15 protein-coding genes and 1 pseudogene are annotated in these 21371 nt (G+C 60.9%); 3 read left to right on the top strand and 13 right to left on the bottom strand.

Annotated features, from left to right (window positions below; translation table 11 throughout):
- Positions 1-46: 46 nt before the first annotated feature.
- The gene (locus tag D4A92_RS24110; protein WP_203021115.1) at positions 47-1528 is read left to right on the top strand and encodes a multicopper oxidase family protein; all 1482 of its coding nucleotides are present in this window, start codon (positions 47-49) and stop codon (positions 1526-1528) included.
- Positions 1529-1581: 53 nt separating this feature from the next.
- Positions 1582-1995 (top strand): c-type cytochrome, encoded by a 414-nt coding sequence (locus tag D4A92_RS24105; protein WP_203021113.1) that lies wholly within the window; start codon positions 1582-1584, stop codon positions 1993-1995.
- Positions 1996-2172: 177 nt separating this feature from the next.
- Here the strand turns inward: D4A92_RS24105 and D4A92_RS24100 are convergent, their stop codons facing one another.
- The 13 genes from D4A92_RS24100 to D4A92_RS24040 all read right to left on the bottom strand — a co-directional run bounded on the left by D4A92_RS24100 (position 2173) and on the right by D4A92_RS24040 (position 18393).
- Complete coding sequence (locus D4A92_RS24100; RefSeq protein WP_203021111.1) at positions 2173-3702, bottom strand: thymidine phosphorylase family protein; 1530 nt, start codon at positions 3700-3702, stop codon at positions 2173-2175.
- Complete coding sequence (locus D4A92_RS24095) at positions 3699-5057, bottom strand: MBL fold metallo-hydrolase RNA specificity domain-containing protein (RefSeq protein WP_203021109.1); 1359 nt, start codon at positions 5055-5057, stop codon at positions 3699-3701. The genes D4A92_RS24100 and D4A92_RS24095 overlap by 4 nt, the downstream gene beginning before the upstream one ends.
- 7 nt (positions 5058-5064) lie before the next feature.
- On the bottom strand, positions 5065-7434 hold the full coding sequence (locus D4A92_RS24090; protein WP_203021107.1) for a xylulose 5-phosphate 3-epimerase: 2370 nt from the start codon (positions 7432-7434) through the stop codon (positions 5065-5067).
- A gap of 33 nt (positions 7435-7467) precedes the next feature.
- The gene (locus tag D4A92_RS24085; RefSeq protein WP_203021105.1) at positions 7468-8502 is read right to left on the bottom strand and encodes a ribose-phosphate pyrophosphokinase; all 1035 of its coding nucleotides are present in this window, start codon (positions 8500-8502) and stop codon (positions 7468-7470) included.
- Complete coding sequence (locus tag D4A92_RS24080; RefSeq protein WP_203021103.1) at positions 8499-10601, bottom strand: heavy metal translocating P-type ATPase; 2103 nt, start codon at positions 10599-10601, stop codon at positions 8499-8501. The genes D4A92_RS24085 and D4A92_RS24080 overlap by 4 nt, the downstream gene beginning before the upstream one ends.
- 209 nt (positions 10602-10810) lie before the next feature.
- Positions 10811-11251 (bottom strand): universal stress protein, encoded by a 441-nt coding sequence (locus tag D4A92_RS24075; RefSeq protein ID WP_203021102.1) that lies wholly within the window; start codon positions 11249-11251, stop codon positions 10811-10813.
- Between the two features lie 107 nt (positions 11252-11358).
- The gene (locus tag D4A92_RS24070; RefSeq protein ID WP_203021100.1) at positions 11359-11940 is read right to left on the bottom strand and encodes an adenylate kinase; all 582 of its coding nucleotides are present in this window, start codon (positions 11938-11940) and stop codon (positions 11359-11361) included.
- Positions 11941-12002: 62 nt separating this feature from the next.
- A complete protein-coding gene (gene arcC, locus D4A92_RS24065; RefSeq protein ID WP_203021098.1) occupies positions 12003-12914 on the bottom strand; it encodes a carbamate kinase in 912 nt (303 codons plus the stop codon).
- A gap of 1 nt (position 12915) precedes the next feature.
- Complete coding sequence (argF, locus tag D4A92_RS24060) at positions 12916-13917, bottom strand: ornithine carbamoyltransferase (RefSeq protein WP_203021096.1); 1002 nt, start codon at positions 13915-13917, stop codon at positions 12916-12918.
- Between the two features lie 11 nt (positions 13918-13928).
- A complete protein-coding gene (arcA, locus tag D4A92_RS24055; RefSeq protein WP_203021094.1) occupies positions 13929-15155 on the bottom strand; it encodes an arginine deiminase in 1227 nt (408 codons plus the stop codon).
- A gap of 12 nt (positions 15156-15167) precedes the next feature.
- Positions 15168-16598: a YfcC family protein gene (locus D4A92_RS24050; protein WP_203021092.1), complete on the bottom strand. Its 1431-nt coding sequence runs from the start codon at positions 16596-16598 to the stop codon at positions 15168-15170.
- A gap of 860 nt (positions 16599-17458) precedes the next feature.
- Positions 17459-18103, bottom strand: a complete 645-nt coding sequence (locus tag D4A92_RS24045) for a methyltransferase family protein (RefSeq protein WP_203021090.1) — start codon at positions 18101-18103, stop codon at positions 17459-17461.
- Between the two features lie 20 nt (positions 18104-18123).
- Entirely contained in the window at positions 18124-18393 is a 270-nt protein-coding gene (locus D4A92_RS24040; protein ID WP_203021088.1) for a DUF2933 domain-containing protein, read from the bottom strand.
- A gap of 591 nt (positions 18394-18984) precedes the next feature.
- Between D4A92_RS24040 and ftsH the strand changes: the two are divergent.
- Positions 18985-20882 (top strand): annotated as a pseudogene (gene ftsH, locus D4A92_RS24035) (ATP-dependent zinc metalloprotease FtsH).
- The last annotated feature ends 489 nt before the right edge of the window (positions 20883-21371 follow it).

The raw sequence follows: 21371 nt of genomic DNA, 5'->3' as shown, positions 1-21371 counted from the left end.
AACCTTAGATCAGATAAACGGGACGAGACGTTCCGAGGAGATAATCATGATAAATTTCTCACGACGTGGCTTCCTTGCCGCAGGTGCGGCAACACTAGCGTACGCGCATATTCCGCAGTTTGCATTCGCACAATCGGCAACCCCCATCCAACTAACTGCCGGCCGCCGCACACTCGATATTGGCGGACGGGCCGCGTCTGTCTTTGGGCTGATCGGCCCAGACGGACGACCCGGTGTCATGCTCGATCCGGGCGAGCGCTTCACGGTCGATCTGACCAACGATCTGGATGTCGAGACGATCATTCACTGGCACGGGCAGATCCCGCCCAACGTGCAGGATGGCGTACCCGACGCGCCCCTGGCTGCGTTAAAGCCGGGCGAGGTTCGCAGTTATGACTTCGCACCGTCGGCAGGTACGCACTGGATGCACAGTCACATTCCCATTCAAGAAATGCAGATGCTGGCGGCCCCTCTTGTTGTCCGGCGTCCTGAAGAGATCGCGGCCGACCGGCAGGAGGTGGTGATGTTCTTACATGACTTCAGCTTCCGCCCGGCCGAAGAGGTGCTCGCCGAGATCGTTTCTGGTGCAGGGCACGGGGATATGGGCGAAGCCAATGCCATGTCCGGCATGGATCATGGCGGCCACGGCTCCATGCCGAGTGCGGGTCAGGGCGGGCACGATATGGCTGGGATGCGTGGGATGGATTCCATGCAGATGGATCTGAACGATTTTGATTTCGACGCATATCTGGCCAATGACCGCACCCTGGACGATCCGGATACGGTTCCGGTCGAAGCGAACGGACGGGTGTTGCTGCGAGTGATCAATGGGGCCGCCGCGACGAGCTTCTGGATCGATAGCGGCGATCTGCCGGGCCGGCTCGTCGCTGTCGACGGTCAGCCGATCGAGCCCATACCTGGCAATCGGTTCGGCCTTTCGATGGGGCAGCGTTTGGATCTGGAGCTTGAATTGCCAGACACCGGTGCCTGGCCCGTCCTGGCCCTTCGTGAAGGGGCTCGTGAACGGACGGGACTGATTCTTGCGACGCCCGGCGCGCAGGTTCGCCGTATCGATTCCCTTGCCGAAGCCGACGCGCCCGCGTTCGACATCGGGATGGAACAGGAATCCCGCCTGCGTGCAGTGACCGGTCTTGCCGATCGCGGCGCCATCCGTCCAATAGACGTTATGCTAGGCGGGCAGATGCAGCCCTATGTCTGGACGATCGACGGCAAGACCTGGGGTGAGCATCTGCCGATTTCGGCGCGCAGCGGGGACCGCGTCGAGATCCGCTTTCACAACATGTCGATGATGGGACATCCAATGCACCTGCATGGCCATCATTTCCAGGTGGTGGAGATCGGCGGACGCAGGATGGGCGGGGCTATGCGTGACACCCTCTATATTCCACCTATGACCATGGCTACGATCGCCGTGGATGCGGGTGAGGCGGCGCGCTGGATGCTGCATTGTCATCACATGCCACATCTTTCGACCGGGATGATGACCGAATTCGTGGTCGCCGCCTGATTTCGAAGGCCTCCCGCCTATGGCGGGAGGCCGCTGGTCCCGCAGGATTGAACATGAACAAAACACTTGTTGCCGTGGTTACCGTAGCGCTTGCCGGCGCTGCCATCTGGTGGACGCAGAATCGGCAGGACAGTTCTGGCACCGGCGAGCCCATCGTTCAGGTCGTAGTGTCGTCATCGCTTTCGCCGATGGCCGAACAGGGCAAGACCGCGTTCGACGCCAACTGTGCCAGTTGCCATGGACCGAACGGGTCGGGTCGGGACGGGCTTGCGCCGCCATTGATCCATAAGATCTACGAGCCGAGCCACCATAGTGATATGGCCTTCACGCTTGCTGTACGCCAAGGGGTGCGTGCCCACCACTGGCGATTTGGCAATATGGCGCCGGTAGAGGGTGTTAGCGACACGTCGATCGAGGCGATCACCGCCTATATTCGCGAATTGCAGCGCGCGAACGGCATCCACTGAGAAAGCGGTTACGGCCACTACCTCATGACGGGTCGGTCCGGCGTATCGACCCGTGGTCCGGCAGCTAAGTTGCAAACCTTCCTTCCCGCGGGGGCTTGCGAAAAGCTACGCGTCGTTTGTGTCAGGCACCCAAGCTGCGCCGAAGCCGGTTGCCGACCTTACCGCGCTTGAGCCAATTCAGGTCTCGACCTCAATGATGTCCCCGGCGCCAGCGGCATAGTCGAGTGCGTAGGCCAATTCACCCGGCGTTTCCGCGTGGATGTGGAGAAGCGGCTGCCCACGGTCGACCTCATCACCCAGGCGAACTTCCATATGGAGACCGGCCGCCTTGGCCTCCGGTGCGCCAGCAAGCTTGGCAAGCCGGGAAAGCTTGCGGTTGTTGATATGAACGACTCGTCCGGCATGCGGAGCCTCGAGTGGATGGACATGCAGTGCGCTGGGCGGCGTTCGCATCCCACCTTGGGCTATGCAGATCGCCTCGAACTTTTTCCAGGCGCGCCCCTCAGAGAGCGTTTCGAGTGCAAGCGCCAACCCCTTTCCATTCTCGGCCTTGCCGCCGATCTCCAACGCTACGCCCGCCAAAATCGCGGCGCGCGTGCGTAGATCGTCCGGCGCATCTGGCGTATTTCGCAGGACCGCTAGTACGTCGAACGCCTCAAGCGCGGGACCGATGCCTCTACCGACCGGCTGCAACCCATCGGTTTGCAGGCATTTGGCCGTCAGGCCAAAGCGGGCCGCGACCGCTGTGATCCGCGTTGCGAGATGGGATGCGGCCTCCTCGCTACGCATCTTGGCGGTCGGGCCGACCGGGATGTCTATAACGACATGGGTGGATCCCGCGGCGATTTTCTTGGAGAGGACGGAGGCGATGAGCTGGCCTTCCGTATCGACGTCAAGTTCGCGTTCCACGCGTACGAAGATGTCGTCAGCCGGACTGAGGTGGACCGCTCCGCCCCACGCGATGCAAGCTCCTTCGGCCTCGACCACGCGTTTCAGGGCGGCAATGTCGAGATCCACGGGTGCGAGGGTCTCCATCGTGTCGGCAGTACCGGCGGGCGAGGTAATGGCACGGGAGGACGTTTTCGGCATGATGAGCCCGTTCGCCGCAACGATCGCCACGACGATCGGGGTGGTTCGGTTCCCGGGCAGGCCGCCGACACAATGTTTGTCGACGACAACAGGGGCATCCCACTGCAACCGGTCGCCGACTGCGATCATCGCACCGGTGAGGTCGGCCGTCTCGTTCTCGTCGAGTGGCAACGCCGCGCTCGCGGTCAGGAACGCCGCAAGCTGCACGTCCGTGTAGCGGCCGGCGATCACATCCTGCACAATCTCCGTGAGGGCGCGCGAGTCAAGCCGGTTGCCGTAGATGCGCCTGCGTACGCTTGCCAGCGACTCGACAGCGGGTGCATGTGTAACCTGTACCTCGGTGTCCTCGGCGAGATTCAGCATCCCCCAGGCGGTTTCGGAGAGCCCGACCTCGTCAAGGGCCAATAGTCCGTCGTCCTCCACCTGGAAGAGCGTTGCCTGTAATTCCCGTCCGCCACCCGAGACGAGAACCTGCGAGCGGGCGGAAAGCCCTTCCGAGCGACAGACATGACAATCAGTGCGCATGACGACGACCGGCTGGTGTTGCGTGTGCAATCGCAGGCGCCGAACACGAAGAGTTGGTTGTTCTGGACCGGCATGAGAGAGGAGCGTGGTCATAGGTCGAACACCTGGTCCTGACGTGGCACAGTGGCATTCCAGCCCAGTTCGCGATCGATCCGGGCGCGCAGGGCTTCCGATGCCTCGTCCTCACCGTGGACAATGAAGACACGGGACGGCTCACGCTGGAAGCCCGAGAGCCAGCGCATCAACTCATTGCTATCGGCATGCGCCGAGAGCACCGACAGATCGTCGACCTCTGCCCTGACAGGTATCCATTGACCGTGGATCTTGATCTCTCGCGCGCCTTGAACCATGGCCCGCCCCCGCGTTCCCGCAGCCTGATAGCCGGAGAACAGGATTGTGTTCTTCGGATCGGTCGCGAAGGATTTGAGATGATGAAGCACGCGACCGCCCGTCGCCATGCCGCTGGCGGAAATCACGACTTTGGGCCAGACACTGGCCGTGATCGCCTTGGAGCCTTCGACGTCGCGGGTATAGGTGGCGATCTTGCAGATCGACGTGCATTCGTCATGCGTCAAACGATGATCGTCACTGTGCGCGTGAAGGAGGTCCGTAGCGTTGATTGCCATGGGGCTGTCGAGATAAATCGGCACCCCGGATAGCCGGCCTGCCGTTTGTAGCTTCCACAAATGATAAAGGAGAGACTGCGCACGCCCGACCGCGAAGGCGGGGATGATCACCGTACCGCCACGCTTGACGGTGCGCTCGACAACCTCTCCCAGCACCTCGGTCGTGTTTGCGGGATCGTGTGTCCGGTTGCCATAAGTTGATTCGACGACGATGTAGTCAGCATCCGGAACGGGAGCCGGATCGGGAAGTAGAGGATCGTCGTAGCGCCCAAGGTCGCCGGAAAACGCAATGCGGCGGCCGCCCCATTCGATGTCTGCGCTGGCCGCACCGAGGATGTGGCCTGCGTGACGGAATTTCAGGATCGCGCCGCCGGGAAGCTGAAAGGCGGTTTCAAACGGCACAGTGGTGAACATTTCCATCGCCCGTTCCGCATCGCGCACGCCGTAAAGCGGCAAAGCCGGCTCGTGCTTGGAGAAGCCCTTGCGATTGGCGTATTCGGCATCCTTTTCGTTGAGAAAGCCACTATCCTTGAGGATCAACTCCGCCACGTCGCGCGTTGCCGCTGAGGCGAAGATTCGACCCTTGAAGCCATCACGCACGAGCCTGGGAAGATAGCCCGAATGATCGAGGTGGGCATGGGTGAGCACTACGGCGTCAATGCTGGACGGGGGCACGGGCAGCGGCGTCCAATTGAGCTCGCGCAGGTTCTTGAGTCCCTGGAACAAGCCGCAATCGATCAGGATGCGCTTGTCGCCTTTCGTGAGGAGGTGCTTCGAGCCGGTGACGGTGCTCGCACCGCCGAGAGATGTTAGCGTCAGCATAATGGCCTCAGATGTTGAATGCAGCGATGTCGCCGGGATGCCCGCGGCCCTCTACGGCAGCCCGTTCAGCGGGAGCGAGGAGATCGTCTCTGCTCCAGCCGGTGAGAGGAACAGCGGCGTCGATCAGATGAGCCCAGGAGCAGCGATTGGCAAACAGCATACCCGACACATCGAGCGTTCCGCCCCGGCTGATGTAGCCGCGCGCGGCGGTCGTCTCTGGGCCGGAATCCAGCCGCCGAAGCAGGCCAAGCATAGGCTCGGGTCTCGTGTGAGAGACGATCAGGCGCGGCATGTTCGCCGGAAACAGTGGGGCGAGGTTTTCGTCACTCGCCGTGAATGCCGCTTCGATCGGATCGCGGGGCATGCGGAAGCGGCCCGGCTCGGACAACGCGGTCACGAGCACATGGCGACCGTGCGTCCTAAGCCGATAGGCCGCCTTGAGCGCTTCCTCGAGCTGATAGGCGCCGATAGCCACAATTTGAAGCTCGGCGCCTTCGGCCTCGCCCTGCACATGGGCCGCACCATCTGTTGCGAAACGGTCGGCGGCCTCGGCATCGAAGCGATGCGGCATGTCGCGCTTGGAGACGATCAAACATCCTACCTGGCCGCGGCCATTGTAGACGGATCGCAGCGCAGCCACGGCACTGTTTGCATCGACCGGGAATAGCACCCGTGAGGTGTCGGACATCTCGCCCAACAGTGCCTCGCCGATGGTCGGGTCCTGATGCGATTGCTCGTTCTTAGCGTTCTCCCAGGTATGAGAAGTGACCACCAGCGGCACCGAAATCCAACGTGGCTCCTGGCCAGCCTCGCGCTGCCGCCGGGAAAACACGATCTCCTGCCGCACGCCGCCGAGCATCTTCATAGCGAAGGCTTCGTAGCTGACGATCAGATTGATCCCGCCCTTGTTGGCCAGCGCCGCGCCGGCAACAGCTTCCTCATTGAGCGCGGTGATGACCGCGCCGTCAATGGCGTCGGCGACGCCTGGCTCAGAGGTGTTCACGCGATGGCGCAGCCGGTCGAGCGCTGCTCCCATGTGGTTGGAACGTAGCTCGTCGGGATTGCCTACACGCGGGCGGAGTGTGGGGTTGGCGTCCACGACGCGGACGAACCAGCGGTCGAGCGCATGCATGGCGCAATCGGGCGGATCGCCGGCGACCGTCCAGTCCGGCTCGGGCAGGTTCGGTGCGCCTGGGTTTCGCAGCGCGAGCGCGTGCCGGCTTTCCGGCTCTCGGCCCTGCCTGCGATAGACGGCGATTTCAGCGACGGCGCTCTCGATCTGCTCGGCGGGAACGAACAGCGTTTGCGACGCCTCGTTAAAGGCGTTGCGAGCCGGCTCATCATGTGCGGGATTGCCCCCGAGTGGAAGATTGTGCGCCGCGTTGGTGTCGGCTCCTGGAAAGCCGAAGCCCTTGACCGTCTCGGCGATGACATAGGGAATTGGCGCCGGATAGTTGCGGGCGGGATCAGCCGCAAAGCGTTCAAGGCGCTTCTCTGCCTCGATGATGGCACAGGCAAAGGCGGCAGGATCACGGCCATCAATGATGAACGGATCAAAACCGTTGAGCTTGAGGTGGTCGATGAGCCAATCCGCGCCGCCCTGCTGCGCGATTTGGACACGTTCCTCAATGCGCCGGCCGTTGAGGATCATGACTGGAATCGCGAGGCCAGAATCTTCGGCGCGCCACCACCGCGGCGTCCAGTCCGAGCCGCGCTGTTCCTCGAACGCGCCGTCGCTCAGGAAGGCTACGAGGCTTTCGCCCGGCAGCGGCGCATGGACATACTGGACCTCGGCGAAGCCGAGATAGCCGCCTTCCGAGATGGCGCCGGCCGTGCTCGGCCCGGCATGGCTGCCGAGCGGGACCGCTGCTTTGCCGTCGGCGTCAATGGCATAGGAATAGAAATCGGCTGCCAGCTGCGAGAGACCTTTCTCGCTGCGATCATAGCGGCCCCTCTGCGCGGGAGAAACATCCCCGGTGAGCGCGTTGACCGCCTCGATCGCGGCGACAGAATGGCCTTGTCCCATCAGCCATGAACGGGTTTTCGCGGTGATCGCGTTGGCGGCGAGATAGCCGACGAATGCGGGCACCATGTTCAACGATCCGCCGGTATGGCCTTCAGGCGTCGACTTGAACGCCTCGGCTGGCAGCGGCGCGCCGGCAAGGTCGACACGTTGGGCATAGGTCATATGGACGACGGTCCACATTGCGGCGGAAGTTAGCCGGTCGGCTGCGGCAAGGATGCGATAGAGGGCCTCCGGTTCGATCAGGCCGGACGCCGCCAGGGCAGCTACGCGTTCGATCGTTTCATCGTTGTGGCTGATCGGACCATATCCCTGTTGCCACGTCCCTGATGTTGCTGTTGTCAATTCGTTCATGCCGTCGCCGCTTTCCGTCAATCGTTCTTTTTGTCAATTCACGCCGCTGGTCCAGGATGGCGGGTCGCTGGCAGGAAAGGAATCGAACCCCGCCTGTTCCACTTCGTCCAGCCGTTCCGGCGGACGCCGATGACGCACGAGATCGCCGATGTCCGAGGTCACGGATGCAAGGGCGCTGCCGATCAAGGGGGCGAGCGCAATTGCATTGCTTTCGTGGGGCACGGAGTCGGTCGAGACGATGCGGTCACAAAGAGGCGCGAGGCGTTGGAATGAATCGTCGGCGAATATCGCATGCACAACGGCGACCACGGGCCGAACGAAACCCTGAAGCGGAAGCTGGCGGGCAGCCTCAATCAACGTATTCCCGGAGGACGCTATGTCGTCTGCGAGCACCGGCTGCCGGCCGCGCCACTCGGAAAGGTCCGGTAGCTTGACTTCGACATTGCGGTCGCCATGGCGGACTTTTCGCAGGACCGCATGCGGAGCGCCGATGCGTGCCGCGATGGCGGAGACCCATTGGTCGCTTTCCTCGTCAGGACCGATGATCAAGGGCTTGTCGACCTCCGCGGCGATCCAGTCCGCAAGCAGCGGTGCAGCATGCAAGGTGTCGGTCGGGATCGTATAGAGAGGCGACAAGGCCGGATAGCGATGCAGATGTGGATCTACCGTCAGCAACCGGTCAAAACTCGACGAGACGAGCTTGGCGAAGCTCCTGGAGGTCACCGCCTCTCCCGGTTGGAAGCGGCGATCCTGCCGCATGTAGGAGAGGTAGGGTGCGATCAGGTTGACCTGACGGGCTCCCAGTTCTCTTGCTGCGTCGGCCGCGAAGATCAGCCGGAGGAATCCCTCGTCGGGCCGTGCGAGGGTGCATACCAGATCGACGGTCTTATCCTTCACCTCCGAGAGGATGCGAACGTAAGTCTCTTCGTCAGGAAAACGCCGCGTCTCCAGCGCGCCAAGTTCCCAGCCTCCTTCGTCGGCAAGGCGCCGCGCGAATATCTCATTGCCCGGTTGCGGAAGGATCAGTCGTATGGCGGGAATTCCCGGTTGTTCGATTGCCGTTGTCATTTGTGCCTCCTGTAGGAGCGCAGAAGATGGGCGTTGATGGCGACGATGATGGTGCTGGCCGACATGAAGACGGCAGCGACCGCGGGGGTCATCATGAAACCGGTCCCAAAAGTAATGCCCGCCGCCATCGGGATGGCGATTACGTTGTATCCGGTCCCCAAGGCGAGGTTTTGGACCATCTTGCGATAGGTGGCGCGAGACAGGCCGAGGATAGCGCCCACATCGCGCGGGTCGCTTCTGACCAGCACGACGTCGGCGGATTCCACAGCGACGTCGGTGCCCGCGCCGATGGCGATCCCGAGATCGGCCACCACGAGCGCAGGCGCATCATTCACTCCGTCGCCGACCATGGCGACGGAGAGCCCCCGCGCTTGCAGTTCCTCGATCTTTTGTGATTTCTGATCAGGCAGCACTTCGGCGAAGTATTCGGTGATGCCGAGTTCCTCGGAGACCGCCTTTGCAACGCCTTCGGCGTCGCCGGTGAGCATGATCGAGTTGATGCCGAGGGACTTGAGTTCGGCGATGGCCTCCTTCGATTCTGGACGCACGATGTCAGCCAGCGCGAAAAGTGCCCGCGGCTCGCCGTCGCGGACGAGGACGACGACTGTCTTGCCCTGTCCTTCCAGTCGCTTGAGGCTCTCATGGGCGATGGCGTTGCCCTGCCGTGCGAGGTGGCCGGGGCTGACGATACGCACATCCTGGCCGTCCACCTTTGCCACGATGCCTTCACCTGTGATGTTGCTGACGTCGGTTGCCTTGGGAACGATCAGGCTTCGTTCTTTCGCCTCGGCGACAATGCCGTGGGCGATAGGATGCTCGGACTGGCTTTCGGCGGCAGCGGCAACGCTGAGTTCTTCGTTTTCGTCGCCGTCGGCGAGCAAGACGATGTCGCTGACGCCAAAACGCCCTTCGGTTAAAGTGCCGGTCTTGTCAAACACGACCGCATTGAGATTGCGCGCCCGCTCGAAGGCGGCGCGGTCGCGGATCAACAGCCCGTTGCCGGCCGACAGCGATGTGCTGACCGCGACGACCAGCGGGACAGCGAGACCAAGGGCGTGCGGACAGGCAACAACCATGACCGTCACCATTCGTTCGATGGCAAATGCCAACGTGGCGTCAAGGAGAAGCCACCAGACGAACAGTGTGCCGAAGCCGACGACGAGGGCGATGTAGGTCAGCCAGGTGGCGGCACGGCCGGCAATGTCCTGCGTGCGCGAGCGCGTTGCCTGCGCCTTCTTCACCAGTTCGATGACCTGCGACAGATAGGTCGCGTCGCCTGTCGCCGTTACCTTGATGGTGACAGCACTGGCCCCGTTGATCGCGCCGCCGATGGCGGCGGCGCCGACCCCCTTGGTTACAGGTCGCGATTCGCCAGTGAGCATGGCCTCGTTGAAACCGGACGAACCCTCAATGATCTCGCCGTCCACCGGAACCTTTGCACCGGGCCGTACGATGACGTGATCACCGGGCTGGAGGGTTGAGATCGGCACTTCCTCGGACGAGCCGTCAGCCCTGATCAGCGTGGCTGAATCCGGCAGGAGCCGCACCAGTTCCTCAAGCGCACGCGATGCTCCCATGATCGAACGCATCTCGATCCAGTGGCCGAGAAGCATGATGGCGATCAGCGTCACCAGTTCCCAGTAAAGTTCCTCGCCCGGAAAACCGAACGTGACGGCGGCCGAGTAGAAATAGGCGGCCGAGATCGCCAGCGCGATCAAGGTCATCATGCTGGGCTGCCGTTTCCGCAGCTCGGAGATAAAGCCAGTCAGAAACGGCCAACCGCCATAGAAGTAGGCAATTGTTGAGAGCACGAAGATGACGTAGCGGTCGCCGGGGAACGCCAAAACCTCTGCGATGCCAAGCCAATGCTGGATCATCGGTGAGAGCAACAGCACCAACGGCGTGAGCACGAGGACCAACCAGAAACGGCGTCGGTAGTCAGCGACCATCGCGCCGTGGTCATGCCCGCCGTGACCAGAGTGCTCGGAATGGCTGGAGCCGGCAGCAGCTACGTTACCACGATGAGCTTCATCCTTTCGATACCCGGTCGCGTGCGCTTGATGGTTCTGATGGCCGTGGTGGGAATGTGGTGAACTCATCAGCATTTTCCTTGTCGTGGCTACGCGGCATCGGGTCAGCAGAACTGCGACCCCTCGGGTGGTCGCAGTTCTCGGCAGGCGTATGATGCCCGGGCTCAAAATCATTGGTTCGAGCCCTGGAATCCTTGATCCAGGTTAAAGTCCTGTACAGCAGATTTTTAGTATTGGATCGAAGGACACGCTCGAAGCGGTGCTCATCCGCTGTCGAACTATCTTACGACGAGGACAGGAAGCGATGAGCGGCTGACCACCTCCTGGGTTTGGCTGCCCAGAAAGAAGCGTCCGAGACCGCGGCGGCCATGGGACGCCATAACGATCAGGGAGCAACCTTCCTCAGCCGCCGTATCAAGGATTGCTTCCGCCGGGCGGCGGTTAGGAACGTGGCGCGTTTCGCACGTAACGCCTAGTTTGTCGGCGCTCGCCTTGATGGGAGCTAAGAGTTCCTGCGCGAACTTGATCTGGTCTGCATCGTAGCGCCCGAAGTCGTCGGGTCCAAGGGCCCAGCCTTCTCCCGCGTAGACAGGAAACGGCTCTGTGACCGTGACTACCATGACTTTGGCGTCGAGATTCGTTGCGAGCGAGAGCCCGTGATCGACGCCTTTTTGGGCAAGTTCCGAACCATCCGTAGAGATAAGGATATTCTTATACATAGCGGTAGTATCCGTTCTGTTTCATTCGAGTGAGAATGCCGCGCCTGCGTGTCGTCCAAGGATGACACGCACATCTTCAAGTTTCCCAATATCAACTTAATCCGAAACTACTTGGTCAGTACGATCTCAATGTCTCGCATAACGACGTCCATGCCCCGCATCCCATCGATCGTAACGAGTTCTCCTCTCCGACGATAGTAGTTCAATAGCGGCGCGGCTTTTTGCCGGTACTCGTCGAGACGTCTGGCGAAGGTATCCGGATTGTCATCGCTACGAACCGTGCCGCCTGCGGCCAACGTATCGGCGACGCGCTTTTCCATTCGCTTGATGAGCGAGGCCTGCTCGACCTTCAGTTCGATCACCGCATCAATCTTGACACCCTTTTGCTCCAGCATCGCCGTCAGGGCTTCCGCCTGCGCAACCGTCCGGGGAAAGCCGTCTAGAATGAAGCCCTTGCGGCAATCCTCTTGATCGATCCGGTCGGATACCATCTGGTTGACTACATCGTCGGGTACGAGTTCGCCGCGATCCATGATCGCCTTGGCCCGGCGCCCGATTTCGGTGCCGTTTGCCACTGCAGCACGCAGCATATCGCCTGTGGAAAGCTGAGGAATGGAGTGGCGTTCGACCAGGCGCTGCGCCTGCGTTCCCTTCCCTGCTCCTGGCGGTCCGAACAGTATCAGTCTCATTGTCTTCTCTTACCCCTCGGATCTTCGACGTCCTGACAACCCCTCGTATTGAGAACGTTGCCCTATTCGAACGAAAATATCGTGCCTGCGCGCCGTTCAAGAATGGCACGCGCATCTTCAAGTTTGCCAATACCGGAAAGCCGTCCGTCAACTGACGCGAACGCAGCCGCCGCCTCGACCTTCGGTCCCATGGAACCCGGCGGAAAATCAGCGGGGTCGATCTCGCCGGGGCGAACGCGGTCGATCCGTCGCTGCCGCTCTGTTCCCCACGCTTCGTAGACCGCATCGACGTCCGTCAGCATCAAGAACGCATCGGCCGACAGTTCCTCCGCCAGAAGCCCGGCTGCGCGGTCCTTGTCGATCACAGCCTCAACGCCTTCAAGGTCGCCGGCAGCGTTCTGGATCACCGGAATGCCACCGCCCCCAGCGCAGATGACGGTGACGCCATTGTCCACAAGAAGGCGGATGGTCTCGATCTGGGTGATCCTGCCGGGCAATGGAGAAGGAACCACGCGCCTCCACCTGCCTGGGCTTTCCTCAATGAGCGGCCAGTTATGGAGCTGTGCGACTTTCTGTGCTTCGGCCAGTTCATAGATCGGGCCGATCGGTTTTTCTGGCCGTGTGAACGCGGGATCGTTTCGATCGACCTCAATCTGGGTGAGCAGGGTGGCGAGCCTCGCGTCCTTGGGCAGTGCATTGGCCAGTTCCTGCTCGACCAGATAACCGATCATGCCGATGCTCTCGGCGCTAATGATGTCGAGCGGAAAAGGCGGGACCTCCTTGTAGGCGGCGGCCTGAAGCGCCAGCAGGCCCACCTGCGGACCGCTTCCGTGAGCGATCACGATGTCATGATCGCGCGCGACATCGGCAAGTGCGATAGCCGCTGTGCGCGCGTTCGCCCGTTGCGCCTCCGCCGTCATCGGCTCGCCGCGCTTGAGCAGGGCATTACCCCCAAGGGCTATGACAACTCTCATGTCACGACCCCAGCGTGGCGACCAGCAAGGCCTTGATGGTGTGCATCCGGTTTTCAGCCTGATCGAAGACGACCGAAGCTTCCGACTCGAAGACCTCTTCGGCCACTTCCATGCTGCCGATGCCGTGCTGCCGGAAGATCTTCTCGCCAATCTCTGTCTCGCGATTGTGGAACGCGGGCAGGCAGTGCATGAATTTCGCATGCGGATTGCCCGTGGCCGCCATGATGTCGGCGGTCACCCGATAGGGGGTCAGCAATTCGATGCGTTCCTTCCACACCGAATCCGGTTCGCCCATCGACACCCAGACGTCGGTGTAGACGAAATCGGACCCCCTGACCGCCTCGGCAGGGTCCTCGGTCAGCGTGATCTTCGCGCCCGTCTTTTCCGCAATCTCTTGGCATCGCTGCACCAGACCTTCCTCCGGCCAACAGGCCTTCGGCGCGCCGAGGCGAACATCCATGCCGATCTGCGCCGCCCCTGTCAGCAACGAGTTTCCCATGTTGTTGCCGGCATCGCCAAGAAAGGCGAAGGCGACCTGCGACAGGTGCTTGCGTGTATATTCCCGCATCGTCAGGAAATCTGCGAGAATCTGTGTCGGATGGAACTCGTCGGTCAGGCCATTATAGACCGGAACACCGGCATATGCGGCCAGCGTCTCGGCCTGCTCCTGCCCGAAGCCGCGGTACTCGATGCCGTCATACATGCGCCCGAGCACGCGCGCGGTGTCTTTCATCGACTCCTTCTTGCCGATCTGCGTGCCAGTCGGACCGAGATAGGTAACGTGGGCGCCCTGATCGTAGGCCGCCACCTCGAAGCCCGTGCGGGTTCGCGTCGAATCCTTTTCGAAGATCAGTGCGATGTTTTTGCCTTTCAGCCGTTGCTGCTCGTAGCCGCCATACTTCGCCTGCTTGAGTGACGCAGAGAGCTTGAGAAGGAAACGGATGTCGTCGGCTGTGAAGTCGAGCAGCTTCAGGACGCTGCGGCCTTTCAGATTTACTGGCATGGACTGTCTCCTCAAACCGGATCGCGCACGAGCGGGCACGTCATGCAGTGGCCGCCGCCGCGCCCGCGTCCGAGTTCGGCGCCCGGCACGGTGATGACCTCCACGCCCGCTTTGCGCAGTTGCGTGTTTGTGTAGGTGTTGCGATCGTAGGCGACGACTACCCCAGGCTCGAGCGCCACGACGTTATTACCGTCATCCCATTGCTCGCGTTCGGCGACGTAGGCGTCGCCGCCTGTTTCGACCACGCGCAGCTCCTTCAGCCCAAGCGCTTCGGCCGCGACCTCGGTGAGCGGCCGCCCTTCCTTGCGCACGTCGATCGATCCTTCCGTTTCGCCGGGACGAATGGAATAGGGTTCGATCTTCTGCACCACCTCCGCGAAGAGCGTTACGAGGTCGCGATCGCAGAAGGTGAAGACCGTATCGAGATGCATGGAGGCACGCTCGATCGGCATCTTGCAGGCGACTACACGTTCCGCTCCACCCTGCGCAAACAGTGCGCGCGCGAGCTGGCCGACGGCCTGCGGCGTCGTCCGCTCACCCATTCCGACGAGCACCGTGCCGTTGCCTATTGGCATGACGTCGCCGCCCTCCAGCGCGGCGAGGCCGTGGTCCTTGTCGGGATCGCCCCACCAGACCGGGAAACCGGCATCGCGGAAATCAGGATGGAACCGGTAGATGGCGGCGATGTTCACGGTTTCGAGCTTGCGGGCGTTCCAACGCATCGGGTTGAGAGTGACGCCGCCATAAATCCAGCACGTCGTGTCGCGCGTGAACAGATGGTTAGGCAGCGGCGGAAGGATGAAGTCCTCCGGCCGCAGCGTTTCCGAAAGAAGGCTTGCACTCTTGATCGGCAGTTCCGCCTTGCTCATGCCGCCCATCAGGATCAGGGAAAGCGCGTCCGCCTCGACTTCCATGAGATGCGCCCTCAGATCGTCCGCGAAACCGGCACCCACGGAGTCATCATTGATGCGCCGCTCGAGAAGCCAGCGTCGCGCCTCCGGAATCCGCAAGGTCTCCGCAAGCATTTCACGCAGGAACACGACCTCGACGCCGCGGTGACGCATGGCATCGACGAAGGTCAAGTGCTCGACACGGGCCTGCTTGACCCAGATGACATCGTCAAAGAGTAACTCGTGGCAATTCGAGGGGGTAAGGCGAGCGAGCGCCGCACCTGGACGATGGACAAGAACCCGACGTAGTTTGCCCACTTCAGAATGAACGCCATAGGGGATGGTCATTGAAACTCTCCTTCAGGAAATGAGAGTGGCGACGCTAAGACTCGCCATGATGATAACGGTGAGGATCAGGAGGAGCGGCCACATGAAGCGCAGCCACCGCTCATAGGGCACACGCCCGATGGCGAGCGCGCCCATGACCACGGCGAAGGTCGGATTGACGAGGTTTACGATACCGTTCGCCGATTGATAGGCGGTGACGACCAGGTCACGGCCGACGCCTGCGAAGTCTGCAACCGGCGCCATGATCGGCATCGTGAGAACAGCGAGGCCCGATGACGACGGCACGAAGAACGACATCAGCACCTGGAGCCAGTACATCAGGTTGATGAAGGCGATCTCGCCCAGACCGGCAACCGAGACCTCGGCCCAATGCAGGATGGTGTCGGTGATCTTGCCGGCGTCCATGACGACGACGATGCCGCGCGCCAGGCCGATAATCAGGGCAACCCCGAGAAGGTCGCGAGCGCCGTTCACGAAGGCATCCGTGAAATTCTTCTCGCCCGTCCGAGCCACGAAACCGACGACAATGGCAGATGCAAGGAACAGGCCGCTCATCTCGCCCATCCACCAGCCGCCCTTGAGCACGCCCCAGATCATCACGACGAAGCTGAGGCCGAAGATCGCGAGCACGATCTTGTGGGTCGTCGTGAATGCAGCTCCCTCATGATGTGTGCTGAGGAAGTGCTTCTCGTTGTCTGCCTTCATGTCGTAGACGAGTGATTTTGTAGGATCGAGCCTCACCCTTTCGGCATAGCGCATGACGTAGACGACGCAGGCGAGCCAGCCGAGAACGAGAATAACGAGGCGCAACACGAGCCCCTGTGTGAACGGCACGCCGGCGGCGTCTGAGGCGATGACTGTGGCAAAAGCATTGACCGTGGAGCCAAGGACACCAATGCCAGCGCCCAGAAGAATTATGGCAACCGCGGTTACCGCGTCGTAGCGCGCCGCAATCAGGATCGGGATCAGCAGCATGTAGAAGGCAAGCGTTTCTTCCGCCATGCCGTATGTAGTGCCGCCGAAGGCGAACAGCGCCATCAGCAGCGGGATCATCCATTTTTCTCGTCCGTTGAGCTTTTTCATCGACCGCTCGATGCCGGCATTGATCGCGCCGGTGGCGGTGACGACACCGATAAACCCGCCTATCACGAGGACGAAAAGGGCGACGTCGATGGCGTTCGCCATGTTGGTCACGGGATTATAAAATCCGGCGATCGGCGCCATGATAACGTCGAATATGCCTTGCGGCACTGCCTCGGTGACCGCATAGGTTCCCGCAACGGGCACCTCGCGGTTCAATGCGGCATTCTGGACCCGCTCATACTGGCCTGCCGGGATGACCCAGGTCAGACCGGCAACCACAACGATCAAGCCGAACAGGATCGTAAATGCGGTTGGAAACCGAACCCTGCGTGGTTCCGCAGTGTCAGATGCAGTGGTCATTTGCGTCTTCCCATCACTCGAAGGTGAACCGCGCGATATGCGAACGGTGGTTCGCCCGTTCTCAGCGACTAGATTTCGGTTTTTCTTCTTAGGGCAATCGAACTCAAGTGTTTGGCATCTAAACTGTCAGGCTTATTGTCATCTTTGATCCAGGTTAAATCTCGGCCTGCTCGGTGCGCGTACTTTTGGAGACAATGCTTTAGCACGCCATTGTGAAGGTAGCAGTGAGTTGCTCTGCGCCGGCTCCCGAGAACAATTGTGAGTCAAAGAGCAGGATGATGGTGGCATCCAGGGCCCGCCATGCGTGAGTGGCCGAGCCAGTGTGGCGAGTGAGCGGCCGATCGCGGCTACGCGGAGGACAGGACGTGCTCCTAAGCAAATGGACAAAGCTGTGCAGGTCGTTAGCGCTCGCGCGTTGCCGGGGGTGTTCAGCACTATACTCGTGATACTATCGTCGGTGAGCCTGGCATCGGCTGATGATGCATATCAGTCGGCCGATGGAGTAGCCGTCTATCTTGGAATCATTCAAACCTCGGTCGTACGCGGCCATCCCTTGGACCATGAGGAAGGCCTGATGCACGGCGGAGCGTCCTCCGGACAGCACCCAACAGCACATCGTGGTCGCCGTCTTCGAGAGCGAACCCAGCGACCGGATGGAGGTTGCCGAAATCATGGCAACGGTCTCATCGCTTGGCCATGTTCGCCACGAGAGATACAGAGCGGTGCAAGTTTGACGCGATCCACGATCTTCAGACTTTAAAGTGGATCAATATAATGAGCGACGCCCCTCTACGACCAGAAGGCAGCCCCTTCGGGCCACTTGGCACGCTTGGACGTGTCCGTCACTCGCGTGTGAACTCTCAAGTTGGTCTGGCTACCAGCCGTGGAAAGTACCCTGGCACGTTTCTCATATATCGCGCATACGCATCGCCGAATTGTGCAAGAACTTCCTGTTCTTCACGGAGGGCGAGCCTCCAATACATGACGACAAGGACCGGAAACATAGCAGCGGTTAGCAAGGTGGGCCACTGGAGTAGGAATCCGAACATCACGAGTACGAAACCCACATACTGAGGATGGCGAACCCAGGCGTAGACGCCAGTTGTGGCGAGCACGCCCTTCTTCTGCGCCTCGTAGAGGACCTTCCATCCCGAGGCGATGAGCATGAATCCACCACCAATGAAGACGAAGCTCAGAAGATGAAAGGGGCCAAAATGCGGATTGAGCCGCCAGCCGAAGACGGTCTCCAGCAGGTGTCCGGCATCGTGGGAAAGCCAGTCGATTTGAGGATAGCGCGTCTGCAACCAGCCTGACAGAAGATAGATTGTGAGCGGGAACCCGTACATTTCCGTGAAAAGCGCAATAATGAAGGCGCTGTATGCCCCAAATGAGCGCCAATCACGAGCGGTTGCCGGCTTGAAGAAGCTGAATGCGAAGAAGATAAATACGGCAGAGTTGAGAATCGCCAGGGACCAAAGCCCATATGCAGGGATGTCCTCATGCATAATTTCTGCTCCTGAAACTCTCAATGTTGATGGGGAGGACGCTTCGAACTCGGCGAAGACGAGCTTCCGCCGCGATGGTCGTGTCCGCCGTGGCGTCCGTGCATGAAGATATGGAGGAGCGGACAAGCGAGAATTATCAGCCACGGCAGCCACCCGAGCAGATTGGCCCGATGCTCGGCAATCAGGTAAAAGGCGCCGATGGCCAGGAACCCCCATAGTACGATGTTCGTGGCGGAGATGCGCCGTGGAGGTTGGTCGTCGTTGCTGGACTGTCTAATCTTGGGTGGCATGGTCTTTGTCCGCCTTTCTGCACAGAGATTTCGTCCCGACACAGGCGACGCAGCGGTTGGGGTCAAGCCCGGAGCAGCGGGCCTGCATCGATTGCGGGGACAACAATGTTCGCAATGGAAAACAAAAACCTTGATCCCTGTTATAGTTTTGTTTGGGCTTGCACCCTGGCGAGCGAAACTGTCGGAGCGTAGCTCGCGGCCACTCGGCATAGTTGCAATGTGTTTCTGGAGATCGCCGCAGGCGGTCGGGGAATGACCGCTGTTAGGTATGACTGGCGCACGAGCGGCGGCAAACTTTAACCCAGATCAATCTTCCGGTCAGTGCCACCAGCTACTAGTTCGCACACGGATTTCGACAAAATGACTTTTCGCTTTTTCCGGATTGTCTTGGGGACGATTTCTATAATCGGTTTGCTCGATTTCGTGGTTGAAGGTTTTTGCATCGGGCCGAGGAACAAGCGACCAAGGTATTTACTGCAACGCCGGGAAATGGCGCGTGCGAACCGCATTCCCTCACAGCGGAAGCGGCTCGCCGTGTAGCTCAATCGCGGTGATGGTGGGGTGCGGTCGCCCAGACAGAGTGATGGCAAGATGAACAACAAGACGCAGTTCAATATCTGGTACTGGTTCGCGGCATTCGCCGGGCTGATGCTGTTTCAATACCTGTTCACGATTGCAAGCCAGGTCGCCGAAATTCCCTATAGTGAGTTCGAAAGTCACCTTCAGGCGGGCCGCATCGCCGAAGTGCAGGTTTCCGATCGCTACGTCCAGGGAAGCTTCCGGCAACCGCTAGAGGGAGGTCAGACCCGTTTTATCACGACGCGCGTCGAACCCGACTTCGCCGAGCAACTCCGCCGGAACGACGTCGTCGTCACCGGGCAGATCGAGAGTACGTTCCTTCGTGATCTCCTGTCATGGGTCGTTCCGATGGCGCTGTTCATCGGTGTCTGGGTGTTCCTCATGCGACGAATGGGAGGCGGCGCCGGCGGCGGCCTGATGCAGATCGGCAAGAGCAAGGCCAAGGTCTATGTCGAGACCGACATCAAGGTAACGTTTGACGACGTGGCCGGCGTGGATGAGGCCAAGGAGGAATTGCAGGAGATCGTCGATTTCCTGAAGAACCCGGACGAGTATGGCAGGCTCGGCGCGCATGCCCAAGGGCGTTCTGCTGGTTTGGCCCTCCCGGCACGGGCAAGACCCTGATCGCAAGGGCCGTCGCCGGCGAGGCACGAGTGTCGTTCTTCTCGATCTCGGGTTCGGAATTCGTGGAAATGTTCGTGGGCGTAGGGGCCGCGCGTGTGCGCGATCTCTTCGAGCAGGCCCGCGCCAAGGCTCCTGCAATCATCTTCATCGACGAGTTGGATGCGCTCGGCCGTGCGCGCGGCGCTGGCCCGATGATGGGCGGCCACGACGAGAAGGAACAGACGCTCAACCAGCTCCTTGTCGAGCTTGATGGCTTCGACCCGACGATTGGTGTGGTGCTGCTGGCGGCCACCAACCGGCCGGAAATTCTCGATCCCGCGCTTCTACGCGCCGGCCGCTTCGACCGGCAGGTGCTGGTCGACCGGCCGGACAAGCAGGGCCGCATCCAGATCCTGCACGTCCACATGCGCAAGGCGAAGCTTGCAGAAGACGTCGATGCCGAAAAGATCGCAGCGCTGACCCCGGGCTTCACTGGCGCCGATCTGGCCAACCTCGTCAACGAGGCCACGCTGCTGGCTACCCGCCGCAAGGCCGATGCTGTCACGATGGATGATTTCAACAACGCCGTCGAGCGCATCGTCGCCGGTCTGGAGAAGCGAAACCGCCTTCTCAACCCGAGAGAACGCGAGGTTGTGGCCTATCACGAGATGGGCCACGCGCTTGTCGCCATGGCGCTGCCCGGCTCGGACACCGTGCATAAGGTGTCGATCATCCCGCGCGGGATCGGCGCGCTGGGCTACACCATCCAGCGTCCGACCGAGGATCGCTTTCTGATGACCAGAGAGGAACTCGAGAACAAGATGGCGGTCCTGCTCGGCGGCCGGGCGGCCGAGAAGATCGTCTTCGATCATCTTTCAACGGGAGCGGCGGACGACCTTGCCAAAGTCACCGACATCGCACGCGCCATGATCATGCGCTACGGGATGTCGGAAAAGCTGGGTCATGTCGCCCTCGAGAAGGATCAGCGCTCCTTCCTGACACCGAACCAGATGGCAGCCTATCCTCAGCCTCGCGACTATGGCGAGGCGACAGCCGACGCAATCGACGGGGAGGTGCGCGCGATCATCGATGGCGCGTTCGAGCGAACGATCCGTTTGCTCAAGGAGCGTCGAGACCTTTTGGAGCGCACGGCCCGTAGACTGCTGGAGAAGGAAACCCTTGACGAGACGGAGCTTGCCGCGTTGACCGGAACCAACGAGGGTGACGACCCTGACAGTGCCAATCAGCCTGTCAAGACATTGAAACGAGCCTCCACGTTATCAACCGCCAGCCGGCGCTCGCCGTAACTATCGGGGTGCCTGATTTCATTAAAGGTCCCGAATGCATTCAAGTGGTAGCTGATCCCCACCGCGCGTTCTAACAGGCCGTCAGGCCGGTGGTAGAGTCTCAAAAGAGGTAACAAGTTCGCTAATCGTCCGGGCACAGGAGCCGATCCGAACGTCGACCCCGGCCGCGCAGAGCTTGTCGCGCTCGGATGATCCGACATATCCGCAGATCAACCGAATTGACCCACTGGCAAGGATCAAGTCGCAGGTTGACTCGTTCGTTCTAGCTGCATTTGAACGGAACCGCCGCTTGCGTGACGCTGGGTCGACGACGAGCAAGCCGTCGCTTTTGGCGAAGAAGGGGCTTAGCACAGCCCTTCTTTGGCTGCGAGAGACCAGCAGGGCTACGCAACGCTTTAGATCAAACGCAGGCGAGGCTGTCGATACCATTCGTGGCTCGTGAAACACCGCTCATTTCTCCCACTTCTTATTAATTATGATCGGCGTGGA

It is taken from the genome of Rhizobium rosettiformans, from assembly GCF_016806065.1.
GTDB lineage: Bacteria > Pseudomonadota > Alphaproteobacteria > Rhizobiales > Rhizobiaceae > Allorhizobium.
This window is presented reverse-complemented; position numbering and strand designations above follow the sequence as displayed.

Coding starts and splice junctions, on each gene's coding strand:
- D4A92_RS24110 (WP_203021115.1), top strand. CDS start 47: ATGATAAATTTCTCACGACGTGGCTTCCTTGCCGCAGGTGCGGCAACA.
- D4A92_RS24105 (WP_203021113.1), top strand. CDS start 1,582: ATGAACAAAACACTTGTTGCCGTGGTTACCGTAGCGCTTGCCGGCGCT.
- D4A92_RS24100 (WP_203021111.1), bottom strand. CDS start 3,702: ATGACCACGCTCCTCTCTCATGCCGGTCCAGAACAACCAACTCTTCGT.
- D4A92_RS24095 (WP_203021109.1), bottom strand. CDS start 5,057: ATGCTGACGCTAACATCTCTCGGCGGTGCGAGCACCGTCACCGGCTCG.
- D4A92_RS24090 (WP_203021107.1), bottom strand. CDS start 7,434: ATGAACGAATTGACAACAGCAACATCAGGGACGTGGCAACAGGGATAT.
- D4A92_RS24085 (WP_203021105.1), bottom strand. CDS start 8,502: ATGACAACGGCAATCGAACAACCGGGAATTCCCGCCATACGACTGATC.
- D4A92_RS24080 (WP_203021103.1), bottom strand. CDS start 10,601: ATGAGTTCACCACATTCCCACCACGGCCATCAGAACCATCAAGCGCAC.
- D4A92_RS24075 (WP_203021102.1), bottom strand. CDS start 11,251: ATGTATAAGAATATCCTTATCTCTACGGATGGTTCGGAACTTGCCCAA.
- D4A92_RS24070 (WP_203021100.1), bottom strand. CDS start 11,940: ATGAGACTGATACTGTTCGGACCGCCAGGAGCAGGGAAGGGAACGCAG.
- arcC (WP_203021098.1), bottom strand. CDS start 12,914: ATGAGAGTTGTCATAGCCCTTGGGGGTAATGCCCTGCTCAAGCGCGGC.
- argF (WP_203021096.1), bottom strand. CDS start 13,917: ATGCCAGTAAATCTGAAAGGCCGCAGCGTCCTGAAGCTGCTCGACTTC.
- arcA (WP_203021094.1), bottom strand. CDS start 15,155: ATGACCATCCCCTATGGCGTTCATTCTGAAGTGGGCAAACTACGTCGG.
- D4A92_RS24050 (WP_203021092.1), bottom strand. CDS start 16,598: ATGACCACTGCATCTGACACTGCGGAACCACGCAGGGTTCGGTTTCCA.
- D4A92_RS24045 (WP_203021090.1), bottom strand. CDS start 18,103: ATGCATGAGGACATCCCTGCATATGGGCTTTGGTCCCTGGCGATTCTC.
- D4A92_RS24040 (WP_203021088.1), bottom strand. CDS start 18,393: ATGCCACCCAAGATTAGACAGTCCAGCAACGACGACCAACCTCCACGG.